Here is a 17,360-nt window from a genome sequence, read left to right as displayed (position 1 = left end):
ACATCACTTCCCCCGCGCCTGCCCAGAGCTCAGCCGTGGCCGTACAGTCGATATCCGTACGCCCGAGTACGAATCCGGCGCCGCCGGCACGACAAACGACATGACGACAGGACGACAGGAGAAGACGTGGGGACCGTAACGATCGGCGTGTCGATCGCGGTCCCGGAGCCTCACGGCAGCCTGCTCCAGGAGCGGCGCTCAGGCTTCGGCGACGCCGCGGCTCACGGCATCCCCACCCACGTCACCCTGCTGCCGCCGACCGAGATCGAGGCGGGCGCGCTGCCCGCCGTCGAGGCGCATCTCAGCACGGTCGCCGCGGCCGCCCGGCCCTTCCCGATGCGGTTGTCCGGCACCGGCACCTTCCGCCCGCTGTCGCCGGTGGTGTACCTGCGGGTGGTCGAGGGCGCCGAGACCTGCGCCCTGCTCCAGCAGCGCATCCGGGACGCCTCGGGGCCCCTGGTCCGCGAGCTTCAGTTCCCCTACCACCCGCACGTCACCGTCGCGCACGGCATCGACGAGGCGGCGATGGACCGGGCGTTCGAGGAGCTCGCCGGGTACGAGGCGGCCTGGCCCTGCACCGGGTTCGCCCTCGCCGAACAGGGCGCCGACGGGGTCTGGCGCAAGCTGCGCGAGTACCCCTTCGGCGGCGCGGTGGTCCCCCCGCAGGCCGCCCGCCTGGACCGCGGCTCCCTGCCGGCCCGCTAGGGACTCCCTCGCGTCAGATCGGCAGTCGGCGGAACAGTCCGCGTGGGGTGTGCCGCAGGGCTGACATGGCCACGCGGAGCAGGCCCGGCACCCACACGGTCTCCGAGCGGCGGCGCAGCCCCAGCTCGACGGCGGTGGCGACCGCCTCCGGCGTCGTCGCCAGCGGCGGCTGCGGCAGTCCGGCGGTCATCTTCGTCCGGACGAATCCGGGGCGCACCACCATGACGTGCACGCCCGTGCCGTGCAGCGCGTCGCCCAGGCCCTGGGCGAAGGCGTCGAGGCCGGCCTTGCTGGAGCCGTAGATGAAGTTCGAGCGGCGGGCCCGCTCGCCGGCGACGGAGGACAGCACGACGAGGGAGCCGTGGCCCTGCGTCTGCAAAGCCCGTGCGGCGATCAGGCCCGCGGACACCGCCCCCGTGTAGTTGGTCCGGGCGACGCGCACCGCGGCCGCGGGTTCGCGCTCGTCGTGGGCCTGGTCGCCGAGGACGCCGAACGCGAGCAGCACCATGTCTACGTCGCCCTCCGCGAACACCTTGCCGAGGACGGTCTCGTGGGCCTCGGGGTCCAGCGCGTCGAACGGGACGGTGTGCACGTCCGCCCCCAGCAGGCGCAGCCGGGCGGCGGCCGACTCCAGGGCGGGCGAGGGGCGGCCCGCCAGCCACACCGTGCGGGTGCGGCGGGCGATGAGCCGGCGCGCGGTGGCCAGGGCGATCTCGGACGTGCCGCCGAGGACGAGAAGGGACTGGGGGAGGCCGAAGGCGTCCTTCATGCTGGCTCCTGGAAGTCGAGTCGGCGGGCGAGGTCGGACATGAACACCCCGCGCGGGTCCAGTTCCGCGCGCAGCGCGCGGAAGTCGTCCAGTCGCGGGTACATGGCGGCGAGCAGGTCCGGCCGCAGCCGGGAGTCCTTGGCGAGGTAGACGCGGCCCCCGGCGGCGGCCACCTCCTCGTCCAGCTCGTCGAGGAAGGCGCCGAGTCCGGGCAGGCCGGCCGGGACGTCCAGGGCGAGGGTCCAGCCCGGCCGGGGGAAGGACAGCCAGCCCGGGTCGGCCTCCCCGAACCGTTTGAGGACGGCCAGGAAGGACGGGCAGCGGCGGGCCGAGACCCGCTGCACGATCCGGCGCAGGGTCTCCTCCCGGCCGTGTCCGACGACGAACTGGTACTGCACGAAGCCGCCGCGGCCGTAGACGCGGTTCCAGTGCGGGACGCCGTCCAGCGGGTGGAAGAAGGCGGAGAGCCGCTGGAGTTCGCCGGTCCGCGCGCGGGGGGCCCGGCGGTACCAGAGTTCGTTGAACAGGGCGACGCCGGTGCGGGTGACGAGGCCGTCGGGGAGGTGGGCGGGCGGGGCCGGGAGCCGGGAGGGGCGGAAGGCGAGCGGCGTCCTGCGCGTCCGGGGCGGCAGCGCGTCGAGGGGGGCGTGGTCGCCGCGGGTCAGCACCGCGCGTCCGGTGGCCGCGCCGCGCGCGAGGAGGTCGATCCAGGCGACGGAGTACCGGTGGCGGTGGTCGCCGTCGGTGAGCCGGGCCATCAGGTCGTCGAGGTCGGCGGCGCGCTCGGTGTCGACGCACATCAGGGAGGTCTCGACGGGCTGGAGCCGGAGCGTGGCCGTGAGGACGATCCCGGTCAGGCCCATGCCGCCGGCGGTCGCGTCGAACAGGGGGGTGCCCGGTCGCACGGTGCGGACCGTGCCGTCGGCGGTGAGCAGCTCGAAGGACGTCACATGGCGGGCGAAGGAGCCCGAGACGTGGTGGTTCTTGCCGTGGATGTCGGCGGCGATCGCCCCGCCCACGGTCACGTAGCGGGTGCCGGGGGTCACCGGCACGAACCAGCCGAGCGGCAGCAGGACCTCCGTCAGCCGGTGCAGGGAGACGCCCGCGTCGCACAGGACGACGCCGGCGTCGGCGTCGACGACATGGATCCGGTCCAGTCCGGTGACGTCGACGACGGTGCCGCCCGCGTTCTGCGCCGCGTCCCCGTAGGCCCGTCCCAGGCCCCTGGGGATGGCGCCCCGGGCTCCGCAGTCCCGGACGGCCGCGACGGCCTCGGAGTAGGTCCGGGGGCGGATCACCCGCGCGACGGTGGGGGCCGTGCGGCCCCATCCCGTGACGGAAACTGTCTCGGAAACGGTCTCGGCAGGCATGGGGGCGACCGTATCGCCCCCATGCGAGCGAATAGTTGTTAAACATCCTGATCATCCCCGAAACGGGTGATTAATGGGATGTCGCTCCATATTGCCGGAGTTCCGGTGGGGTCGGCGTGAACAGTGGGTCCACATGGACAAACTGGATGAAACGGGACGAATCATCACCTTGGGCCGCCCAGACGGCCCGGGCGGCCCGGGCGGCCTCGACCACCGGATCCTCTCCGCGGTGCACGCCCGCGCCGCCCACCCGGGCGTCGCCCGCGCCGCCCGCGCCCTGTCCCGGGCGGGCGAGCACGGCGTCCTGTGGCTCGCGGTGGGCGCCGCCGGGGCCGTCGCCGACTCCCCGCGCCGTGCCGCCTGGCTGCGTGCCACCGCGCTCACGGCCGGCGCGCACCTCGCCGGCATGGGCCTCAAGCGGATCGTCCGCCGCCCGCGCCCCCGGCACGTCGAGCCCCTGGTGCGCACCGCCGGCCGGCACTCGTTCCCCAGCTCGCACGCCGCCTCCGCGGGCGCCGCCGCCGTCGCCTACGGCGCGCTCGGCGCGTACGCCGTCCCGCCGCTGGCCGTCGCCATGTGCCTGTCCCGGCTCGTCGTCGGCGTCCACTACCCCTCCGACGTGGCGGCCGGCGCCGCCCTGGGCGTCCTCACCGCGAGCCTCGGAGCCCGCCGGACGGCGGCGGGAGGGCGACGTGGCTGAGGCCCTGCTGCACCGGCAGCGCACCCACCCCCCGAGGCCGCCCCGGCCGCCGGTGCGCCCCGGCACCCTCCTCGGCGGCCTCCTGCGCACCGCCCGCCCACGGCAGTGGGTCAAGAACGTGCTGGTCGTCGCCGCCCCGGCCGCCGCGGGCCGGCTCGCCGGCCTGCACACCGCCGCCCAACTCGCCCTGGTCTTCTTCCTGTTCACCGCCTGCTCGGCCGCCGTCTACCTGGTCAACGACGCCCGCGACGCCGAGGCCGACCGCGCCCACCCCGCCAAACGCCACCGACCGGTCGCCGCCGGACAGGTCCCCGCGCCCCTCGCGTACGCCGTCGGCGGCGCCCTCGCGGTCCTCGCGCCGCTCGCCGCTGCCCGGCTCACCACCCCCGCCGTCGCCGCGCTCCTGACCGCCTACCTGGTCATGCAACTGGCCTACTGCCTGCGCCTCAAGCACGTCCTGGTCCTCGACCTCGTCGTCGTCACGACCGGCTTCCTGATGCGGGCCACGGCCGGCGGACTCGCCCTCGGCATCCCCCTGTCCCGCTGGTTCCTGATCACCACCGGTTTCGGCGCGCTGTTCATGGTCGCCGCCAAGCGCTACTCCGAGGCCGTGCAGATGGCCGGACGCGCGGGCGCCACCCGCGCGCTGCTCACCGAGTACACCACCGGCTACCTGCGCTTCGTCTGGCAGCTGGCCGCCGGGGTCGCCGTCCTCGGCTACTGCCTGTGGGCCCTGGAGGAGGGCGGCGTGGCCCACACCGGCGTGCTGCCCTGGCGCCAGCTGTCCGTCGTCGCCTTCGTCCTGGCCGTTCTGCGCTACGCGGTCTTCGCCGACCGGGGCGCCGCCGGGGAACCCGAGGACGTCGTCCTCGGCGACCGCGCCCTCGCCCTCATCGCCCTGGCCTGGCTCGCCATGTACGGGCTCGCGGTGGCCGACTGGTAGGCCGCCGCGCCGTCCCGGCGGCGACCGTCCCGCGTCCCGCGCCGCACCCGGCCCGCGGACCTCGGCGTCAGCCGCGCTCAGCAGGGCAGAGTGAGGTCATGGACTGGCTGAAGAAGCTCCCCGGCGTCGGGCCGTGGGTCGCGCGCCTCATGGCCACGCACGCATGGCGCTCGTACGAGCGCCTGGACCGCGTCAAGTGGACGCGGCTGGCCGCCGCCATGACCTTCGTCAGCTTCGTCGCCCTCTTCCCGCTGCTCACCGTGGCCGCGGCCATCGCCGCCGCCACGCTCAGCGACTCCCAGCAGCAGGAACTCCAGGACAAGATCGCCGACCAGGTCCCCGGCATCTCCGACCAGCTCGACGTGCACAGCCTCGTCCAGAACGCCGGCACCGTCGGCTCCATCGCCGGCGCGATCCTGCTGCTCACCGGCATCGGCTGGGTCGGCCAGATGCGGGACTGCCTGCGCGCGGTGTGGGAGTGCCCCGACAAGGACGAGAACCCCGTCCTCGCCAAGGCCAAGGACGCGGGCGTCCTCGTCGGCCTCGGCGGCGCGCTGCTGCTGACCATCGCCATCTCCACCCTCGCCTCGGCCCTGGTCGGCTGGATCACCGACGAGCTGGGCATCGACCAGGCCGGCTGGGGCAGCGTCCTGCTGCGCGTCGTCGCGTTCTCCGTCGCCGTGCTCGCCGACTTCCTGCTGCTGCTGTACGTCCTGACGCTGCTTCCGGGCGTCGAACCGACCCGGCGCCGCCTGGTCGTCGCCGCCCTCATCGGCGCCGTCGGCTTCGAACTGCTGAAGCTGCTGCTCAGCGGCTATATGCAGGGCGTGGCCGCCAAGAGCATGTACGGCGCGTTCGGCGTGCCCATCGCCCTGCTGCTGTGGATCAACTTCACCTCGAAGCTGGTCCTGTACTGCGCGGCCTGGACGGCGACGGGCAGCGCGCCCGACGGCTCCAGCGACGCCGACGTCAGCGACGACGTCGTACCAGGTCCGGCAGCGGCCACCGGCGGTTGACCAGGAACGCGCCGCCCGCGAGCAGTGCCAGCAGACCACCGGTGACCGCCAGCGCGGTCCACATCCCGCCCGAGCCGCCGCCGGACACCGCGCCCGCCACCGGCCTGTGCGACACGTTCCCCGCGCCGCCGGCCTGTCCGCCCTCCACGGCGGACGACGGGTTCGCGCCGGGCTGCGCACTGCCGCGCGCGCCCTGCGGCCGGACCAGCTCTCCCACCGGCGTCACCTTGCCGTCGGCCTGGAAGCCCCAGTCGAGCAGGGCGGCGGCCTCCTTGTAGACCTCGTTGTGGTCCGTCTTCGACGGGTTCATGACCGTCACCAGCAGCACCTTGCCGTTGCGTTCGGCGACCCCGGTGAAGGTGGCGCCCGCGTTGGTGGTGTTGCCGTTCTTCACTCCCGCGATCCCCGGGTACTGCGTGATGTCGTAGTCGCCGCTCAGCAGCCGGTTGGTGTTCTGGATCTCGAACGACCCGCGGGACAGCTTCCCCTTCTTGTTCTTCGTCGTCTCGCCGGGGAACTTGGCCGAGACCGTCGAGCAGTACTCCCGGAAGTCGGCCTTCTGAAGGCCCGAACGCGCGAACAGCGTCAGGTCGTACGCCGAGGACACCTGGCCCGGGGCGTCGTAGCCGTCCGGGGAGACGACGTGCGTGTCCAGGGCCTGGAGTTCACCGGCGTGCTCGTTCATCTCCCCGACGGTCGCCGCCACACCGCCGTTCATCGCCGACAGCACATGCACGGCGTCGTTGCCGGAGCGCAGGAAGACGCCGAGCCACAGGTCGTGGACCGTGTACGTCTCGCCCTCCTTTATCCCGACGAGACTGGACCCCTCTCCCATGCCGGCCAGGTCCTTCGGGTCCACCTTGTGCACGGTGCTCTTGGGGAACCTCGGCAGCACGGTGTCGGCGAACAGCATCTTCATCGTGCTCGCCGGGGGCAGCCGCCAGTGCGCGTTGTGCGAGGCCAGCACGTCGCCCGACTCGGCGTCCGCGACGATCCACGAGCGCGCCGTGAGGTCCTTGGGCAGCACCGGCGCACCGCCCGCGATCGCCACCTGCGTCCCGGCCCGCCCGAGCCTCGTGCCGCCCACGGTCGACATGTTCGCCGGGGGAGCGACCGACGGGCTGCCCGTCGGCGAGGCCGGCGGCGAGCCCTTCGGCGGCGCGGACGGCGCACCGGACGCCGCCGGCGACGGCGACGGCTTGGGCGCGGCGAGCGAGACGGGCGCGGTCAGCGCGAGGGACGCGAGGGTCGCGGAGGTGACCAGCAGGGCACGCCTGACGGTCCGGTTCATGGGTGCGGGCACGACGGAGAAATTACCCGGCGCGCGACGGGAAGTCCCGCCGCCCTCCCCACCCCGGTCACGGATCAGGACACCGGGCGGCGATACTGAACGCATGACGCTCAGCCGCCGCCTCTGCTGGTTCCTGCTCGCCTTCGGGGTGTGGAGCTGGATCATCTGGATCACTTTCGTCAAGAACCTGGTCAAGGACGGCAGCGGACTCGCCTTCGACGACGGCCACCCCACGGCCTACTTCTGGGTGCACCTCACGCTCGCCGTCGTCTCCTTCCTCTTGGGGACGGCCGTCGGAGCCATCGGGTTGCGTGGTCTGCGCGCACTCCACCGGACGGCATAGCGGTGCCGGTCGTCCTCGCGCTGCTCGCCCTCACCCTCCTGGCCGCCGCCAACCGGTACCTGTGGCTGCGGCTGTTCCGCGACACGACCCGCGGCCCCGGCCGCACACGCCGTGCCGGCGCCGTGCTGCTCGCAGGCGGCTGGGCGCTGGCCATCGGCGCCCTGGTCGCCGAACGCGCCGGCGCGCCCTTCCCGCTCCAGCGGATCCTGGCCTGGCCCGGCTTCCTGTGGCTGGCCCTCTCGGTCTACCTGCTGCTCGCCGTGCTCGCGGGCGAGGCCCTGCGGCCGCTGCTGCGCCGCCTCCTGAAGCGGCGCGCCCGGGCCGGCGCGCCGGCCCGGGCGCCCGCGGCCCCCGCCCGGCCCGAACCCCTCCCGGTGGGCAAGCGGCCCGAGGGCGAGGCCGCTCCCGCGACGCCCCTGGCGCCCCCGTCCGCGGCGGCGCCGGATCCCTCCCGGCGGCTGTTCGTCTCCCGCGTGGTGGCCGGGACGGCGGCCGCGGCCGCCGCGGGCACGGTCGGCTACGGCACCTACGGCGTGCTGCGCGGCCCGCGCGTCAAGCGGGTGACCGTGCCGCTGGCCAAGCTGCCGCGCGCCGCCCACGGCTACCGCATCGCCGTCGTCAGCGACATCCACCTGAGCCCGGTGCTCGGGCGGGGCTTCGCGCAGAAGGTCGTCGACACGATCAACGGGACGCAGCCCGACCTGATCGCCGTCGTCGGCGACCTCGTCGACGGCAGCGTCAAGGACCTGGGCCCGGCCGCCGCCCCGCTGGCCGGGCTGCGGGCCCGGCACGGCAGCTACTTCGTGACCGGCAACCACGAGTACTTCTCCGGCGCCGGGCAGTGGGTCGAGGAGGTGCGCCGGCTCGGGCTGGACCCGCTGGAGAACGCCCGCACCGAGCTGCCCTGGTTCGACCTGGCCGGCGTGAACGACATCGCCGGCGAGAGCGAGGGCCAGGGCCCCGACTTCGCCAGGGCCCTCGGCGACCGCGACCCGGCACGCGCGTGCGTGCTCCTCGCCCACCAGCCCGTCCAGATCCACGACGCCGTACGCCACGGCGTCGACCTCCAGCTCTCCGGACACACCCACGGCGGCCAGCTGTGGCCCGGCAGCCTCCTCGCGAAGGCCGCCAACCCCACCGTCGCGGGCCTGGAGCGTTACGGCGATACGCAGTTGTACGTGTCCCGGGGCGCGGGCGCCTGGGGCCCGCCCACGCGCGTGGGCGCCCCTTCCGACATCACCGTCGTCCAACTGGCCGCCACGCGCTGACCGTTGGCCTGAGAACACCCTGTGAAACCCGGCGCAAACACCCCGTCGGTAAGTTCTTTCCCATCTCGCCAGAATTCTCTTCCGCCACCCGAAACTCCTGTGGTTAGGTGAGCCCGCCGCCAAGGGGAGCGGCGCTTTTTTGTGGCTTGGGCCCGTATTGCGGCCTGGGGAGGCAGGACACCACCATGCGATCTGTTCGCATGCGGATTCTCTTGACACTGCTGGTCCTCGCGGTGATCGGAGCGGGCGGCTGGCAGTTGCTGCCGTCGAAGGGGAACGACGAAGCGACCATCACGGTCGGCACCACGGACACCGTCACCTCGCTCGACCCGGCGGGCGCCTACGACGCCGGATCCTGGGCGTTGTTCAGCAACGTCTTCCAGTCGCTGCTGACGTACGAGCCGGGCGGCGTCTCGCCCGTGCCGGACGCGGCCCGCGGCTGTTCCTTCGCGAAGGGCAGCCTGACCACGTACATCTGCGAACTGCGCGACGACCTCACCTTCGGCGACGGCGACGAGGTGACCGCGCAGGACGTGAAGTTCTCCTTCGACCGGGTCAAGAGGATCAACGCGGACGTCGGTCCGGCGTCCCTGTTCTCGACCCTGAAGTCGGTCTCCGCCAAGGGGCTGACCGTCACCTTCCACCTGGGGTCGCCCGACGCCACCTTCCCGTTCAAGGTGGCCACCGGAGCCGGGTCGATCGTCGACCGCACCCGCTACCCGGCCGACGCCCTGCGCACCGGCGACGGCGTCGACGGCACCGGCCCGTACGAGCTGACCGGCTACACCAAGGGCAAGAAGGCCGAACTGACGCCCAACGCGCGCTACAGGGGCGCGGTCGGCACCGGCGCGCCCGTCGAACTGCGGTACTACGCCGACCCGGAGGCCCTGGAGAAGGCCTGGCAGGCCAAGGAGGTCGACGCCGCCACCCGGCAGCTGCCGCCCGCCGCCCTCGCCGCCCTCGACGCCAGCGACCCCGGCCAGCGGGTGACCGAGGCCGACAGCTCCGAGACCCGCAACCTGTACTTCGACACCCGTTCCGGCTCGCCGCTGCACGACACGGACGTCCGCCGGGCGATGGCCTGGCTGATCGACCGCGAGCGGCTCGCGTCGACCGTGTACGACGGGACGGTCGAGCCGCTGTACTCGCTCATCCCGGCCGGCATCACCGGTCACGCCACGTCCTTCTTCGACAGCTACCCGAACCGGAACGCCCAGAAGGCGCGCAGGCTCCTGGAGAAGGCCGGCGTGAGCATCCCGGTGACGTTCACCTACGGCTATGGCCTGGGCAGCGGCGCGGCGGCGGCCGAGGCGGCGGAGCTGAAGCGGCAGCTGGAGGCGAGCGGCCTGTTCAAGGTGAACGTCAAGGGTTACGAGTGGACCGACTTCCAGAAGCGGTGGGCCACCGGCAAGCTCGACGCGTACGCCGTGGGCTGGGTCGCCGACTACCCCGACCCGGACACCTTCACCGCCCCGCTCGTCGGCACCGGCTCCACCATGAACACCGGCTACAGCGACAAGGCCGTCGACCGCTACATCGCCGACAGCCGCCGCTTCGCCGACCGCGGCCTGTCCGCCGACGACTTCCGCCGCCTTCAGCAGGCGGTCGCCGACGACGTGCCGCTCGTCCCGCTGTGGCAGCGCAAGGAGTACGTCGTGACCACCGGCGACGTCGGCGGCGGCCAGTACCTCGCGGACGGCAACGGGGTGTTCCGCCTGTGGAAGCTCGACTGGATCTGACCCGCCCCGGCGGCGAACACCACGGACCGGCCGTGGACCGAGGACGCTCGGGGCCCCGGCCGGCCCCGGGCGGCCCCGCGCCGGTCAGGCGCAGGTGTGGAGCCGGGACGGCAGGGTCACCGTCACCTCGAAGCCCTCGCCCGGCGCCGTGCGCACCGTCACCTCGCCGCCGTGGGCCTCGACCACGCCCTGCACGATCGCCAGCCCGAGCCCGCTGCCGGCGCCGCCGCCGGCCCGGAAGAAGCGGTCGAAGACACGGGCCGCGTCCTCCGGGCCCAGCCCTCGCCCCTTGTCCTCGACGCACACCCGCACCACCCCGTCCGCGCGCCGCACGCCGAGCCGCACCGGCACGTCCGCGGCCGTGTGGGTGCGGACGTTGGCCATCAGATTGCCCAGCACCTGCCGCAGCCCCGACTCGTCGGCCCGCACCAGCACCGACCCGTCCGCCTCCACCGTGACCGGCCGCTGCGGCTGCTGCGCGCGCAGATCCTGCGCCGCGTCCCGCGCGAGCCGGCACACGTCGACGTTGCGCAGCCGCAGCTCCGGCCGCTGGTCCAGCCGGGCCAGGGTGAGCAGTTCGTCGACGAGCCGGCCCATCCGGTCCACCTCGCCGTTCATCCGGTCCCACGCCCGCCTGCGCTCCGCCGGCTCGCGCAGCATCCCCTGGTCGTACAGCTGGAGGTAGCCGCGGATCGCCGACAGCGGGGTGCGCAGCTCGTGCGAGGCGTCGGCGACGAACCGGCGCAGCTGGGCCGCGCTGCGCTCGCGCGTGCGGTACGCCGTCTCCACCTGGTGGAGCATCGAGTTCAGCGCCAGCCGCAGCTGCTCGACCTCCTGGGTGGGGTGGTGACTGGACGGCACCCGCCGGGTCAGGTCGCCCTCGGCGATCGCCGACGACGTCTCCACCATGTCCTCCAGCGGCCGCATCCGCCGGCGCACGCTGAACAGCGTGAGACAGGCGAGCAGGGCCAGCAGCAGGGAGCCCACCGCGAGATCGAGCCGCAGGGCCTTCGCGATGCCCTTGTGCAGGGCGTCCGTCGAGGTGGCCAGCAGGACGTACGAGCCGTCGGACAGCCGGGTCGCCGTCACCCGGTACGCCGCGCCGTGCACGGTCACGTCGCGCGGGTCGGAGTCGCGGGCGAGCGCGCCGGGGTCCGTGACGGTGTCCGCGAGCCCGAGCTGCGCCTCGGTCGGCTTCACGCCGAACAGGGCCACGGCCTCGCCCCGGCGGTCGACGGCGGTGAACACCGAGTCGGGCGCCGGCCGGTCGGCCGCATACTCGGGCACCAGCCGGTCGCGGACGAAGCCCAGCACGCTGAGCGAGTCGATCTGGCGCAGGGTGAGCTGCGAACTCCCCAGCGACGTGCGGGTCTTGGTCAGCTCGGAGTCGATCTGGCCCAGCAGGTAGTGCCGCATGGCCATGAGGCTGACGGCGGTCGCGGCGACGATGCCGAGCGCCAGCAGCCCCACGTTGGCCATCGTCAGCTTGGCCCGCAGCGAGTGGATGCCGTGCCGGTGCGCCCGCCTCATGCCAGCCCGTATCCCACGCCCCGCCGGGTGGTGATCACCGGCGGTCCCAGGGTGTCCAGCTTGCGCCGCAGATAGCTGATGTAGGTCTCGACGACCGTCGACTCCGGCGGTGTGTGCTCGTACTGCCAGACGTGGCGCAGGAGTTGCTCCTTGGGCACGATGCGGCCGCCGTTGCGCACGAGGAAGCGCAGCAGCGCGTACTCGGTGGGCGTCAGCTCGACCGAGCGGCCCGCCCGGTGCACGCTGTACGTCGTCTCGTCCAGCTCCAGGTCGCCGTAGCGCAGCGGCGGCCGCTGGGGGAGGACGTCGGCCGGGCGGGTGCGGCGCAGCACGGCGGTGATCCGCGCGACGACCACGTCGATGTCGAACGGCTTGGTGATGTAGTCGTCGCCGAAGCCGAGCGCGCCGACGATCTCGGCGGGCGCGTCACGCGCGGTGAGGAACACCAGCGCAAGGCCTGGCCTGCGGCCGCGCAGTTCGCGCCCCAGCGCGCGCCCGTCGCCGTCGGGCAGCATCACGTCGAGCAGCGCCACGTCGGGCCGGGTGCGCTCGGCGAGCGCGAGGGCCTCGCGGACGCCGCCCGCGGTCATCACCTCGAAGCGGTGGTAGCGCAGGGCGATGGCGAGGACGTCCGCGATGCTCGGTTCGTCCTCCACGACCAGCACGGTGCCCGCGGCCTTCGTCATGCCCCCAGTATCGGCGCCCCGGCCGGGCCGGGGGACGGTTCGCGCTTTGGAGTTCCTTGAGAGTCACGGCCGTCGCCTGGGCCGGGCCGCCCGGCGCGGCCGATCCTGGTGCCAGGACCCGGGGGACCTGTCGATCTGTGTGAGGAGTGGCGATCGTGGCGGCATTGGCACGCTGGTGCTACCGGCATCGGCTGGTGGTCCTGTTGGTGTGGGTGGGGGCGCTGTCGGGCCTGGGGTTCTCGGCCTCGGCGGCGGGCACGGACTACGCGAACGTCTTCTCCCTGCCCGACACGGACTCCAAGAAGGCGTACGACCTGATGGAGAAGGCGTTCCCCGCGCGCGCGGGCGACACCGACACGGTCGTGTGGAAGGTCGACGAGGGCTCGGTCCGCGACCAGGACGTACGGTCCCGGGTCCAGCCCGCCCTCGACGACATCGCGAGGATGACGGGCGTCGGCGGCGTCACCAGCCCCTATGCGGGGGCGGCCGCGCAGGTGTCGCGGGACGGCCGGATCGCCTACGCCCAGATCACCTTCACCGAGCAGGCGAACGCGGTGCCCAAGGAACTGGTCCAGGACGTCGTCGACACCGCGCAGGGCGTCGAACGCGACGGACTGGAGGTCGAGTTGGGCGGCCAGGCCATCCAGCGGGTGCAGGAGCCGCCCACCGGCCTCGCCGAGATGGTCGGCCTCGCGGCGGCCGCCGTCGTGCTCTTCCTCGCCTTCGGCTCCCTCTTCGCGATGCTGCTGCCGCTGGCCGTCGCGGTCTTCGGCGTCGGCACGGGCCTGTTCTCGACCCAGCTGCTCAGCCACGTCACCGACATCCCCGACCTGGCCCCGCTGCTGTCCTCCCTGATCGGCCTGGGCGTGGGCATCGACTACGCCCTGTTCATCGTCACCCGGCACCGCAAGGGCGTCCTGCGCGGTCTGGACCCCGAGGACGCGGCGGTCACCGCCCTCAACACCTCGGGCCGGGCGGTGCTGTTCGCGGGCGGCACGGTGTGCATCGCGCTCGCCGGGATGCTGGTGACAAACCTGCGCTTCCTGGACGGCGTCGTCATCGGCACGTCCCTGACGGTGGTGCTGAGCGTCCTGGCCGCCACCACGCTGCTGCCCGCGCTGCTGGGCTTCCTCGGCGTGCGCGTGCTCAGCCGCCGGCAGCGCGGACGGCTGACCGCGTCGGGCCCGGAGCCGGAGAAGGCCGGCACTCCCGCGGTCCGCTGGTCGGCGGGGGTGCAGCGCCGCCCCAAGGCGATCGCGGCGATCGCGGTCGTCGTGATGGCCGTGCTCGCCCTTCCCGTGCTCTCGCTGCGTCTCGGCGCGACCGACCAGGGCAACGACGACGGCGCCACCACCACCCGCAAGGCCTACGACCTGCTCGCCGAAGGCTTCGGGCCGGGCTTCAACGGCCCGCTCCAGGTGGTCGTGGACGGCGGCGACGCCACCGCCCTCGTCAAGGGCGTCGAGGGCACTCCCGGCGTCGCCCGGGTGACCGCGCTGCCGCCCGCGCACGGCGTGACCGTGATCCAGGTCGTCCCCACCACCTCGCCCCAGTCGAAGGAGACGGACGCCCTGATAGACCGGCTGCGCGACGACGTCGTCCCGCGGGCCGGGGTGACGGCGCACGTGGGCGGCGTCACGGCGGTCTCCAAGGACTTCGCGACCGTCACCGGCAACCGGCTGCCCCTGTTCATCGCCACCATCATCGGGCTGGGCTTCCTGCTGCTGCTGGTCGCCTTCCGGTCCCTGGTGGTGCCGCTGACGGCCGCGGTGATGAACCTGATCGCGGCCGCTGCCTCCTTCGGCGTCCTCGTCGCGGTCTTCCAGTGGGGCTGGGGACTGGACCTGCTCGGCCTCGGCAAGGAGGGCCCGATCAACGCCTTCCTGCCGGTCATCATGCTGTCCCTGCTGTTCGGCCTGTCGATGGACTACCAGGTCTTCCTGGTCAGCCGGATGCACGAGGAGTGGGTCCACACCCGGGACAACGCCCGGGCGGTCCGGGTGGGGCTGGCGGAGACCAGCCGGGTCATCAACTCGGCCGCCCTGATCATGGTCTGCGTGTTCCTCGCGTTCGTGCTCAGCGGCGACTCCGGCGCGGCGATGGCGGGCGTCGGCCTCGCGGCGGCCGTCGCGCTGGACGCGTTCGTGCTGCGCACGGCCCTCGTCCCGGCCGCGATGCATCTGCTGGGCGACTCCAACTGGTGGCTGCCGCGGTGGCTGGAGCGGCGGCTGCCTCACCTGGCGGTGGAGCCGAAGGAGGACGAGCCGCACGAGGCGCCCGCCGGGACGGACGGCGGTCCCGCCTCCGCCGTGCACGGCTTCGTCCGGGACGCGGCCGGCGAACCTGTCGAGGGGGCGACGATGACGCTCATGACGACGGGCGGCCGCAGCCTGGACCGCGTGACCTCGCTCGCCGACGGCTCCTACATCCTGTCGGTGCCCGGCCCGGGGACCTATCTGCTGGCGACGACGGCCTCCTCGTCGGCCTCGCAGGCCCGGCGGCTGACGGTCGCGGCGCAGCCGCTGGTCTACGACGTGGAACTCACCGAGGACGAACTCGACGCGGTGAACTGAGCGCCGGCGTCGCCGCCGCTCACACTCCGGCGGCCCCGCCGCCCGCGTCGCCGCCGTCCCCGTCCCGCCCGTCGACGTCCCGCCCGTCCCCGCCCGCGGCGGCCCCCTCCTTCGGGGTCGCGCCGGTGGGGGCGGGCGGGACGTTGGTCATGCCGGGCAGGAAGTCCGTGAACAGCTCGTGCACCTCCAGCACGAGCGGCCGCAGGATCCGGAACCGGGCCAGCGCCACGCCCCGCGCGGTCAGCCGCGCCCCCCGCCCGGCCAGCCGGTAGCTGCGCTCGCGCCCTTCGGTGCGGTCGTAGATCCAGTACATGACGAGGCCCATCTGCGAGAGCCACATCAGCTCGGGCAGCACCTCCCGCAGCTCCTCGGGCACCTTGGCCTTCGAGCCCGCGAGGACCTCCCGGTGGACGGCGATGGCCTGCACGCGCGCGGGCTCCGACTCGGCGGAGAACGGACTGAGCGGACTGTCCGGGTCCGCCGCGTTCTTGAAGAACTGGACGGCGAACTCGTGGTGCGGCTTCGCCACGTCCAGCCAGGTCCGCAGCACCCCCGCCAGCCGGGCCTCCAGGCTCGTCTCCCGCGCCAGGATGTCCCGCACCGCCTCCCGGTGCTCCGCGGCCAGCCGGTCGTAGAAGCCCTGGATCAGGTGCTCCTTGCCGGCGAAGTAGTAGTACGCGTTGCCGACCGAGACCCCGGCCTCCTGGGCGATGGCCCGCATCGTCGTCCGGTCGTAGCCGCGCTCCTGGAACAGCCGCATCGCGGTTTCCAGGATCAGCGCGCGCGTCTGCTCGGACTTGGACGCGGGAGCGCCCTCGCGGGAGGGGGTCGGGGAAGCGGCCTCGGCGGGGCCGTCGTTGTCAGCGGGCACGGACGAGAGCCTAGTCAGTGGCGCAGTGGCCGTCGGCACAGGTGGGCGGGTGATAGGTCCAGCCGCCGAACGGGTCGTACGTCCACCCGTCACCGCGCCGGTAGACGCCCCCGCCCCAGCCGGCGCCGCCGCGCTCCTGCCCCCGCCGCCACTTCGCGGCGGACAGCACGGCCGCCCGCGCGACCTTCGCCCCGGCGGGGGTGGACAGCCGGTGGGCCAGCGGGCGGTGCTCGCGCAGCGCCCACAGGGTGACGATCCAGGCGGCGGCCCCCCGGTAGACCTGGCCGGCGTCGCCGACGACGGTGATCTCGTCGAGGGTGGCGCGGTGGTCGAGGCCGGGATGGCGGGCGTACGCCTCGGCGGAGCCCGCCGGCACGAACTCCAGCGGCACGAGTTGCGGCTGGCGGCCCAGCCAGTCGCGCACGAACCGGCACAGCGCGCACTCGGCGTCGTAGAGGACGGTGAGCCGGCGGACCGGGACGCGGCGGGCGTCCCGGTCGTCCCGGCCGGCCGCGGGGGCCGTCACGGTGCTCACGCCCCGGTCGCCGGCGCCTGCGGGGCCGTCCAGCCCTGCGGGCCGACCGGCGGCACCTGCTCGCGCTCCATGACCCCGCGCCGCCGGATCCGGTTCAGCACGTACACGTTGGCCAGGTGCAGCGCCCCGAGCACCAGCAGCACCACGCCCAGCTTCGTCGACAGGGCCTCGAAGACGCCCCGGGTGTTCTCGATGGTGTCGTCGCCGCTCAGGTAGAGGGCGACGAAGCCGAGGTTGACCAGGTAGAAGCCGACCACCAGCAGATGGTTCACGGCGTCGGCGAGCTTCTCGTTGCCCTGGAGCACGTCGGCGAGGAAGACCCGCCCGTTGTGGCTGAGGGTCCTGGCCACCCACACCGTCAGGCCGATGCTGACGATCAGGTAGACGACGTAGGCGATGACCGTGCGGTCCATGTTCCCCACCTTTTCTTGAACGCGTTCAAAACGCTGTCGAGGATGACTGTAGCCCTCCTTTTGAACATGTTCAACCTCGGGGCGGGCGGAGGCGTGACCCCTAACGCCTGCCCAGCTCGGGGCGCTTGGAGTAGTCCGTGAACCCCAGGACGTTCCCCCACGGGTCGGCGATCTCGACCGTCCACCCGGTGGCCCCGGCGAACGGCGCGTCGAGCGGGGGGATGCCGGCCGCGGCCAGCCGCCCGGCCGTCGCCCGCGCGTCCGGCACCTCCAGCCACACGCGGGTGGCCGGCCATGGCGGGGGCCGGTGCGCCAGCGCCTCCTCCCGCCGCAGCAGGACGCCGGGGGTCTCGCCCCCGGCCTTCAGCGAGGCGATGCCGCCCTCGTCGAACCGGAACGCCACCGTGAACCCGGCCCGCTCGTAGAACCCCACGGCGTCGCCGAGGTCCCCGACCGGCAGCAGCACGTGGTCGAACCCGAGCAGCTCGTACGACTGGTCGTCTGACATGCGGTCACATTAGGTACGCGCGCACGGGCATCCGGCAGGACGGGACCGGCGCGGGACCGGCGGGTCACCCGGCCGGAGGACGGGAAGGGCTGGGCAAGGA

17 protein-coding genes are annotated in these 17,360 nt (G+C 73.5%); 8 read left to right on the top strand and 9 right to left on the bottom strand.

Going from position 1 to position 17,360, the window contains the following annotated elements; genetic code table 11:
* Window positions 1-126 precede the first annotated feature (126 nt).
* Window positions 127-705 carry a 2'-5' RNA ligase family protein gene (locus ACGFSH_RS09000; protein WP_393346423.1) on the top strand — a complete coding sequence of 193 codons (579 nt, stop codon included), beginning with the start codon at window positions 127-129 and terminating at the stop codon, window positions 703-705.
* Window positions 706-718: 13 nt separating this feature from the next.
* On the opposite strand, the gene ACGFSH_RS08995 is transcribed toward ACGFSH_RS09000, so the two are convergent.
* Window positions 719-1,474, bottom strand: coding sequence for a decaprenylphospho-beta-D-erythro-pentofuranosid-2-ulose 2-reductase (locus ACGFSH_RS08995; RefSeq protein WP_393346421.1), 756 nt, complete (start codon window positions 1,472-1,474; stop codon window positions 719-721).
* Window positions 1,471-2,844 carry an FAD-binding protein gene (locus ACGFSH_RS08990; protein WP_393346419.1) on the bottom strand — a complete coding sequence of 458 codons (1,374 nt, stop codon included), beginning with the start codon at window positions 2,842-2,844 and terminating at the stop codon, window positions 1,471-1,473. The genes ACGFSH_RS08995 and ACGFSH_RS08990 overlap by 4 nt, the downstream gene beginning before the upstream one ends.
* 169 nt (window positions 2,845-3,013) lie before the next feature.
* On the opposite strand from ACGFSH_RS08990, the gene ACGFSH_RS08985 reads away from it, so the two are divergent.
* The 3 genes from ACGFSH_RS08985 to ACGFSH_RS08975 all read left to right on the top strand — a co-directional run bounded on the left by ACGFSH_RS08985 (window position 3,014) and on the right by ACGFSH_RS08975 (window position 5,503).
* Window positions 3,014-3,544 (top strand): phosphatase PAP2 family protein, encoded by a 531-nt coding sequence (locus ACGFSH_RS08985; protein WP_393346417.1) that lies wholly within the window; start codon window positions 3,014-3,016, stop codon window positions 3,542-3,544.
* Window positions 3,537-4,487 (top strand): decaprenyl-phosphate phosphoribosyltransferase, encoded by a 951-nt coding sequence (locus tag ACGFSH_RS08980; RefSeq protein WP_393346415.1) that lies wholly within the window; start codon window positions 3,537-3,539, stop codon window positions 4,485-4,487. Before ACGFSH_RS08985 ends, ACGFSH_RS08980 begins: the two co-directional genes overlap by 8 nt.
* A 98-nt stretch (window positions 4,488-4,585) precedes the next feature.
* The gene (locus ACGFSH_RS08975; RefSeq protein ID WP_393346413.1) at window positions 4,586-5,503 is read left to right on the top strand and encodes a YihY/virulence factor BrkB family protein; all 918 of its coding nucleotides are present in this window, start codon (window positions 4,586-4,588) and stop codon (window positions 5,501-5,503) included.
* Here the strand turns inward: ACGFSH_RS08975 and ACGFSH_RS08970 are convergent.
* On the bottom strand, window positions 5,457-6,806 hold the full coding sequence (locus ACGFSH_RS08970) for a D-alanyl-D-alanine carboxypeptidase (RefSeq protein ID WP_393346411.1): 1,350 nt from the start codon (window positions 6,804-6,806) through the stop codon (window positions 5,457-5,459). The genes ACGFSH_RS08975 and ACGFSH_RS08970 overlap by 47 nt on opposite strands.
* 91 nt (window positions 6,807-6,897) lie before the next feature.
* Between ACGFSH_RS08970 and ACGFSH_RS08965 the strand changes: the two genes are divergently transcribed.
* The 3 genes from ACGFSH_RS08965 to ACGFSH_RS08955 all read left to right on the top strand — a co-directional run bounded on the left by ACGFSH_RS08965 (window position 6,898) and on the right by ACGFSH_RS08955 (window position 10,144).
* Window positions 6,898-7,137 (top strand): SCO4848 family membrane protein, encoded by a 240-nt coding sequence (locus ACGFSH_RS08965; protein ID WP_393346409.1) that lies wholly within the window; start codon window positions 6,898-6,900, stop codon window positions 7,135-7,137.
* 2 nt (window positions 7,138-7,139) lie between these two features.
* On the top strand, window positions 7,140-8,405 hold the full coding sequence (locus tag ACGFSH_RS08960; RefSeq protein WP_393346407.1) for a metallophosphoesterase: 1,266 nt from the start codon (window positions 7,140-7,142) through the stop codon (window positions 8,403-8,405).
* 200 nt (window positions 8,406-8,605) lie between these two features.
* On the top strand, window positions 8,606-10,144 hold the full coding sequence (locus ACGFSH_RS08955) for an ABC transporter substrate-binding protein (RefSeq protein WP_393346406.1): 1,539 nt from the start codon (window positions 8,606-8,608) through the stop codon (window positions 10,142-10,144).
* An 84-nt stretch (window positions 10,145-10,228) separates the two neighbouring features.
* Here the strand turns inward: ACGFSH_RS08955 and ACGFSH_RS08950 are convergent, their stop codons facing one another.
* Window positions 10,229-11,674 (bottom strand): sensor histidine kinase, encoded by a 1,446-nt coding sequence (locus tag ACGFSH_RS08950; protein ID WP_393346403.1) that lies wholly within the window; start codon window positions 11,672-11,674, stop codon window positions 10,229-10,231.
* Window positions 11,671-12,360 carry a response regulator transcription factor gene (locus ACGFSH_RS08945; RefSeq protein WP_393346402.1) on the bottom strand — a complete coding sequence of 230 codons (690 nt, stop codon included), beginning with the start codon at window positions 12,358-12,360 and terminating at the stop codon, window positions 11,671-11,673. The genes ACGFSH_RS08950 and ACGFSH_RS08945 overlap by 4 nt, the downstream gene beginning before the upstream one ends.
* Before the next feature lie 164 nt (window positions 12,361-12,524).
* Here ACGFSH_RS08945 and ACGFSH_RS08940 point away from each other — a divergent pair, with 164 nt between their 5' ends.
* Entirely contained in the window at window positions 12,525-14,933 is a 2,409-nt protein-coding gene (locus ACGFSH_RS08940; protein WP_393346974.1) for an MMPL family transporter, read from the top strand.
* Between the two features lie 19 nt (window positions 14,934-14,952).
* On the opposite strand, the gene ACGFSH_RS08935 is transcribed toward ACGFSH_RS08940, so the two are convergent.
* From ACGFSH_RS08935 to ACGFSH_RS08920, 4 genes are all read right to left on the bottom strand, one after another.
* Window positions 14,953-15,804 carry a TetR family transcriptional regulator gene (locus tag ACGFSH_RS08935; protein WP_393346400.1) on the bottom strand — a complete coding sequence of 284 codons (852 nt, stop codon included), beginning with the start codon at window positions 15,802-15,804 and terminating at the stop codon, window positions 14,953-14,955.
* A gap of 10 nt (window positions 15,805-15,814) precedes the next feature.
* Window positions 15,815-16,330: a thiol-disulfide oxidoreductase DCC family protein gene (locus ACGFSH_RS08930; protein ID WP_393346972.1), complete on the bottom strand. Its 516-nt coding sequence runs from the start codon at window positions 16,328-16,330 to the stop codon at window positions 15,815-15,817.
* A gap of 5 nt (window positions 16,331-16,335) precedes the next feature.
* Window positions 16,336-16,752 (bottom strand): hypothetical protein, encoded by a 417-nt coding sequence (locus tag ACGFSH_RS08925; RefSeq protein WP_393346398.1) that lies wholly within the window; start codon window positions 16,750-16,752, stop codon window positions 16,336-16,338.
* A gap of 100 nt (window positions 16,753-16,852) precedes the next feature.
* A complete protein-coding gene (locus ACGFSH_RS08920) occupies window positions 16,853-17,260 on the bottom strand; it encodes a VOC family protein (protein ID WP_393346396.1) in 408 nt (135 codons plus the stop codon).
* Window positions 17,261-17,360: the final 100 nt, after the last annotated feature.

The organism is Streptomyces sp. NPDC048481 (assembly GCF_043200075.1).
GTDB lineage: Bacteria > Actinomycetota > Actinomycetes > Streptomycetales > Streptomycetaceae > Streptomyces.
The sequence above is the reverse complement of the archived record's forward strand: the minus strand, read 5'-3'. Positions and strand labels throughout refer to the sequence as shown.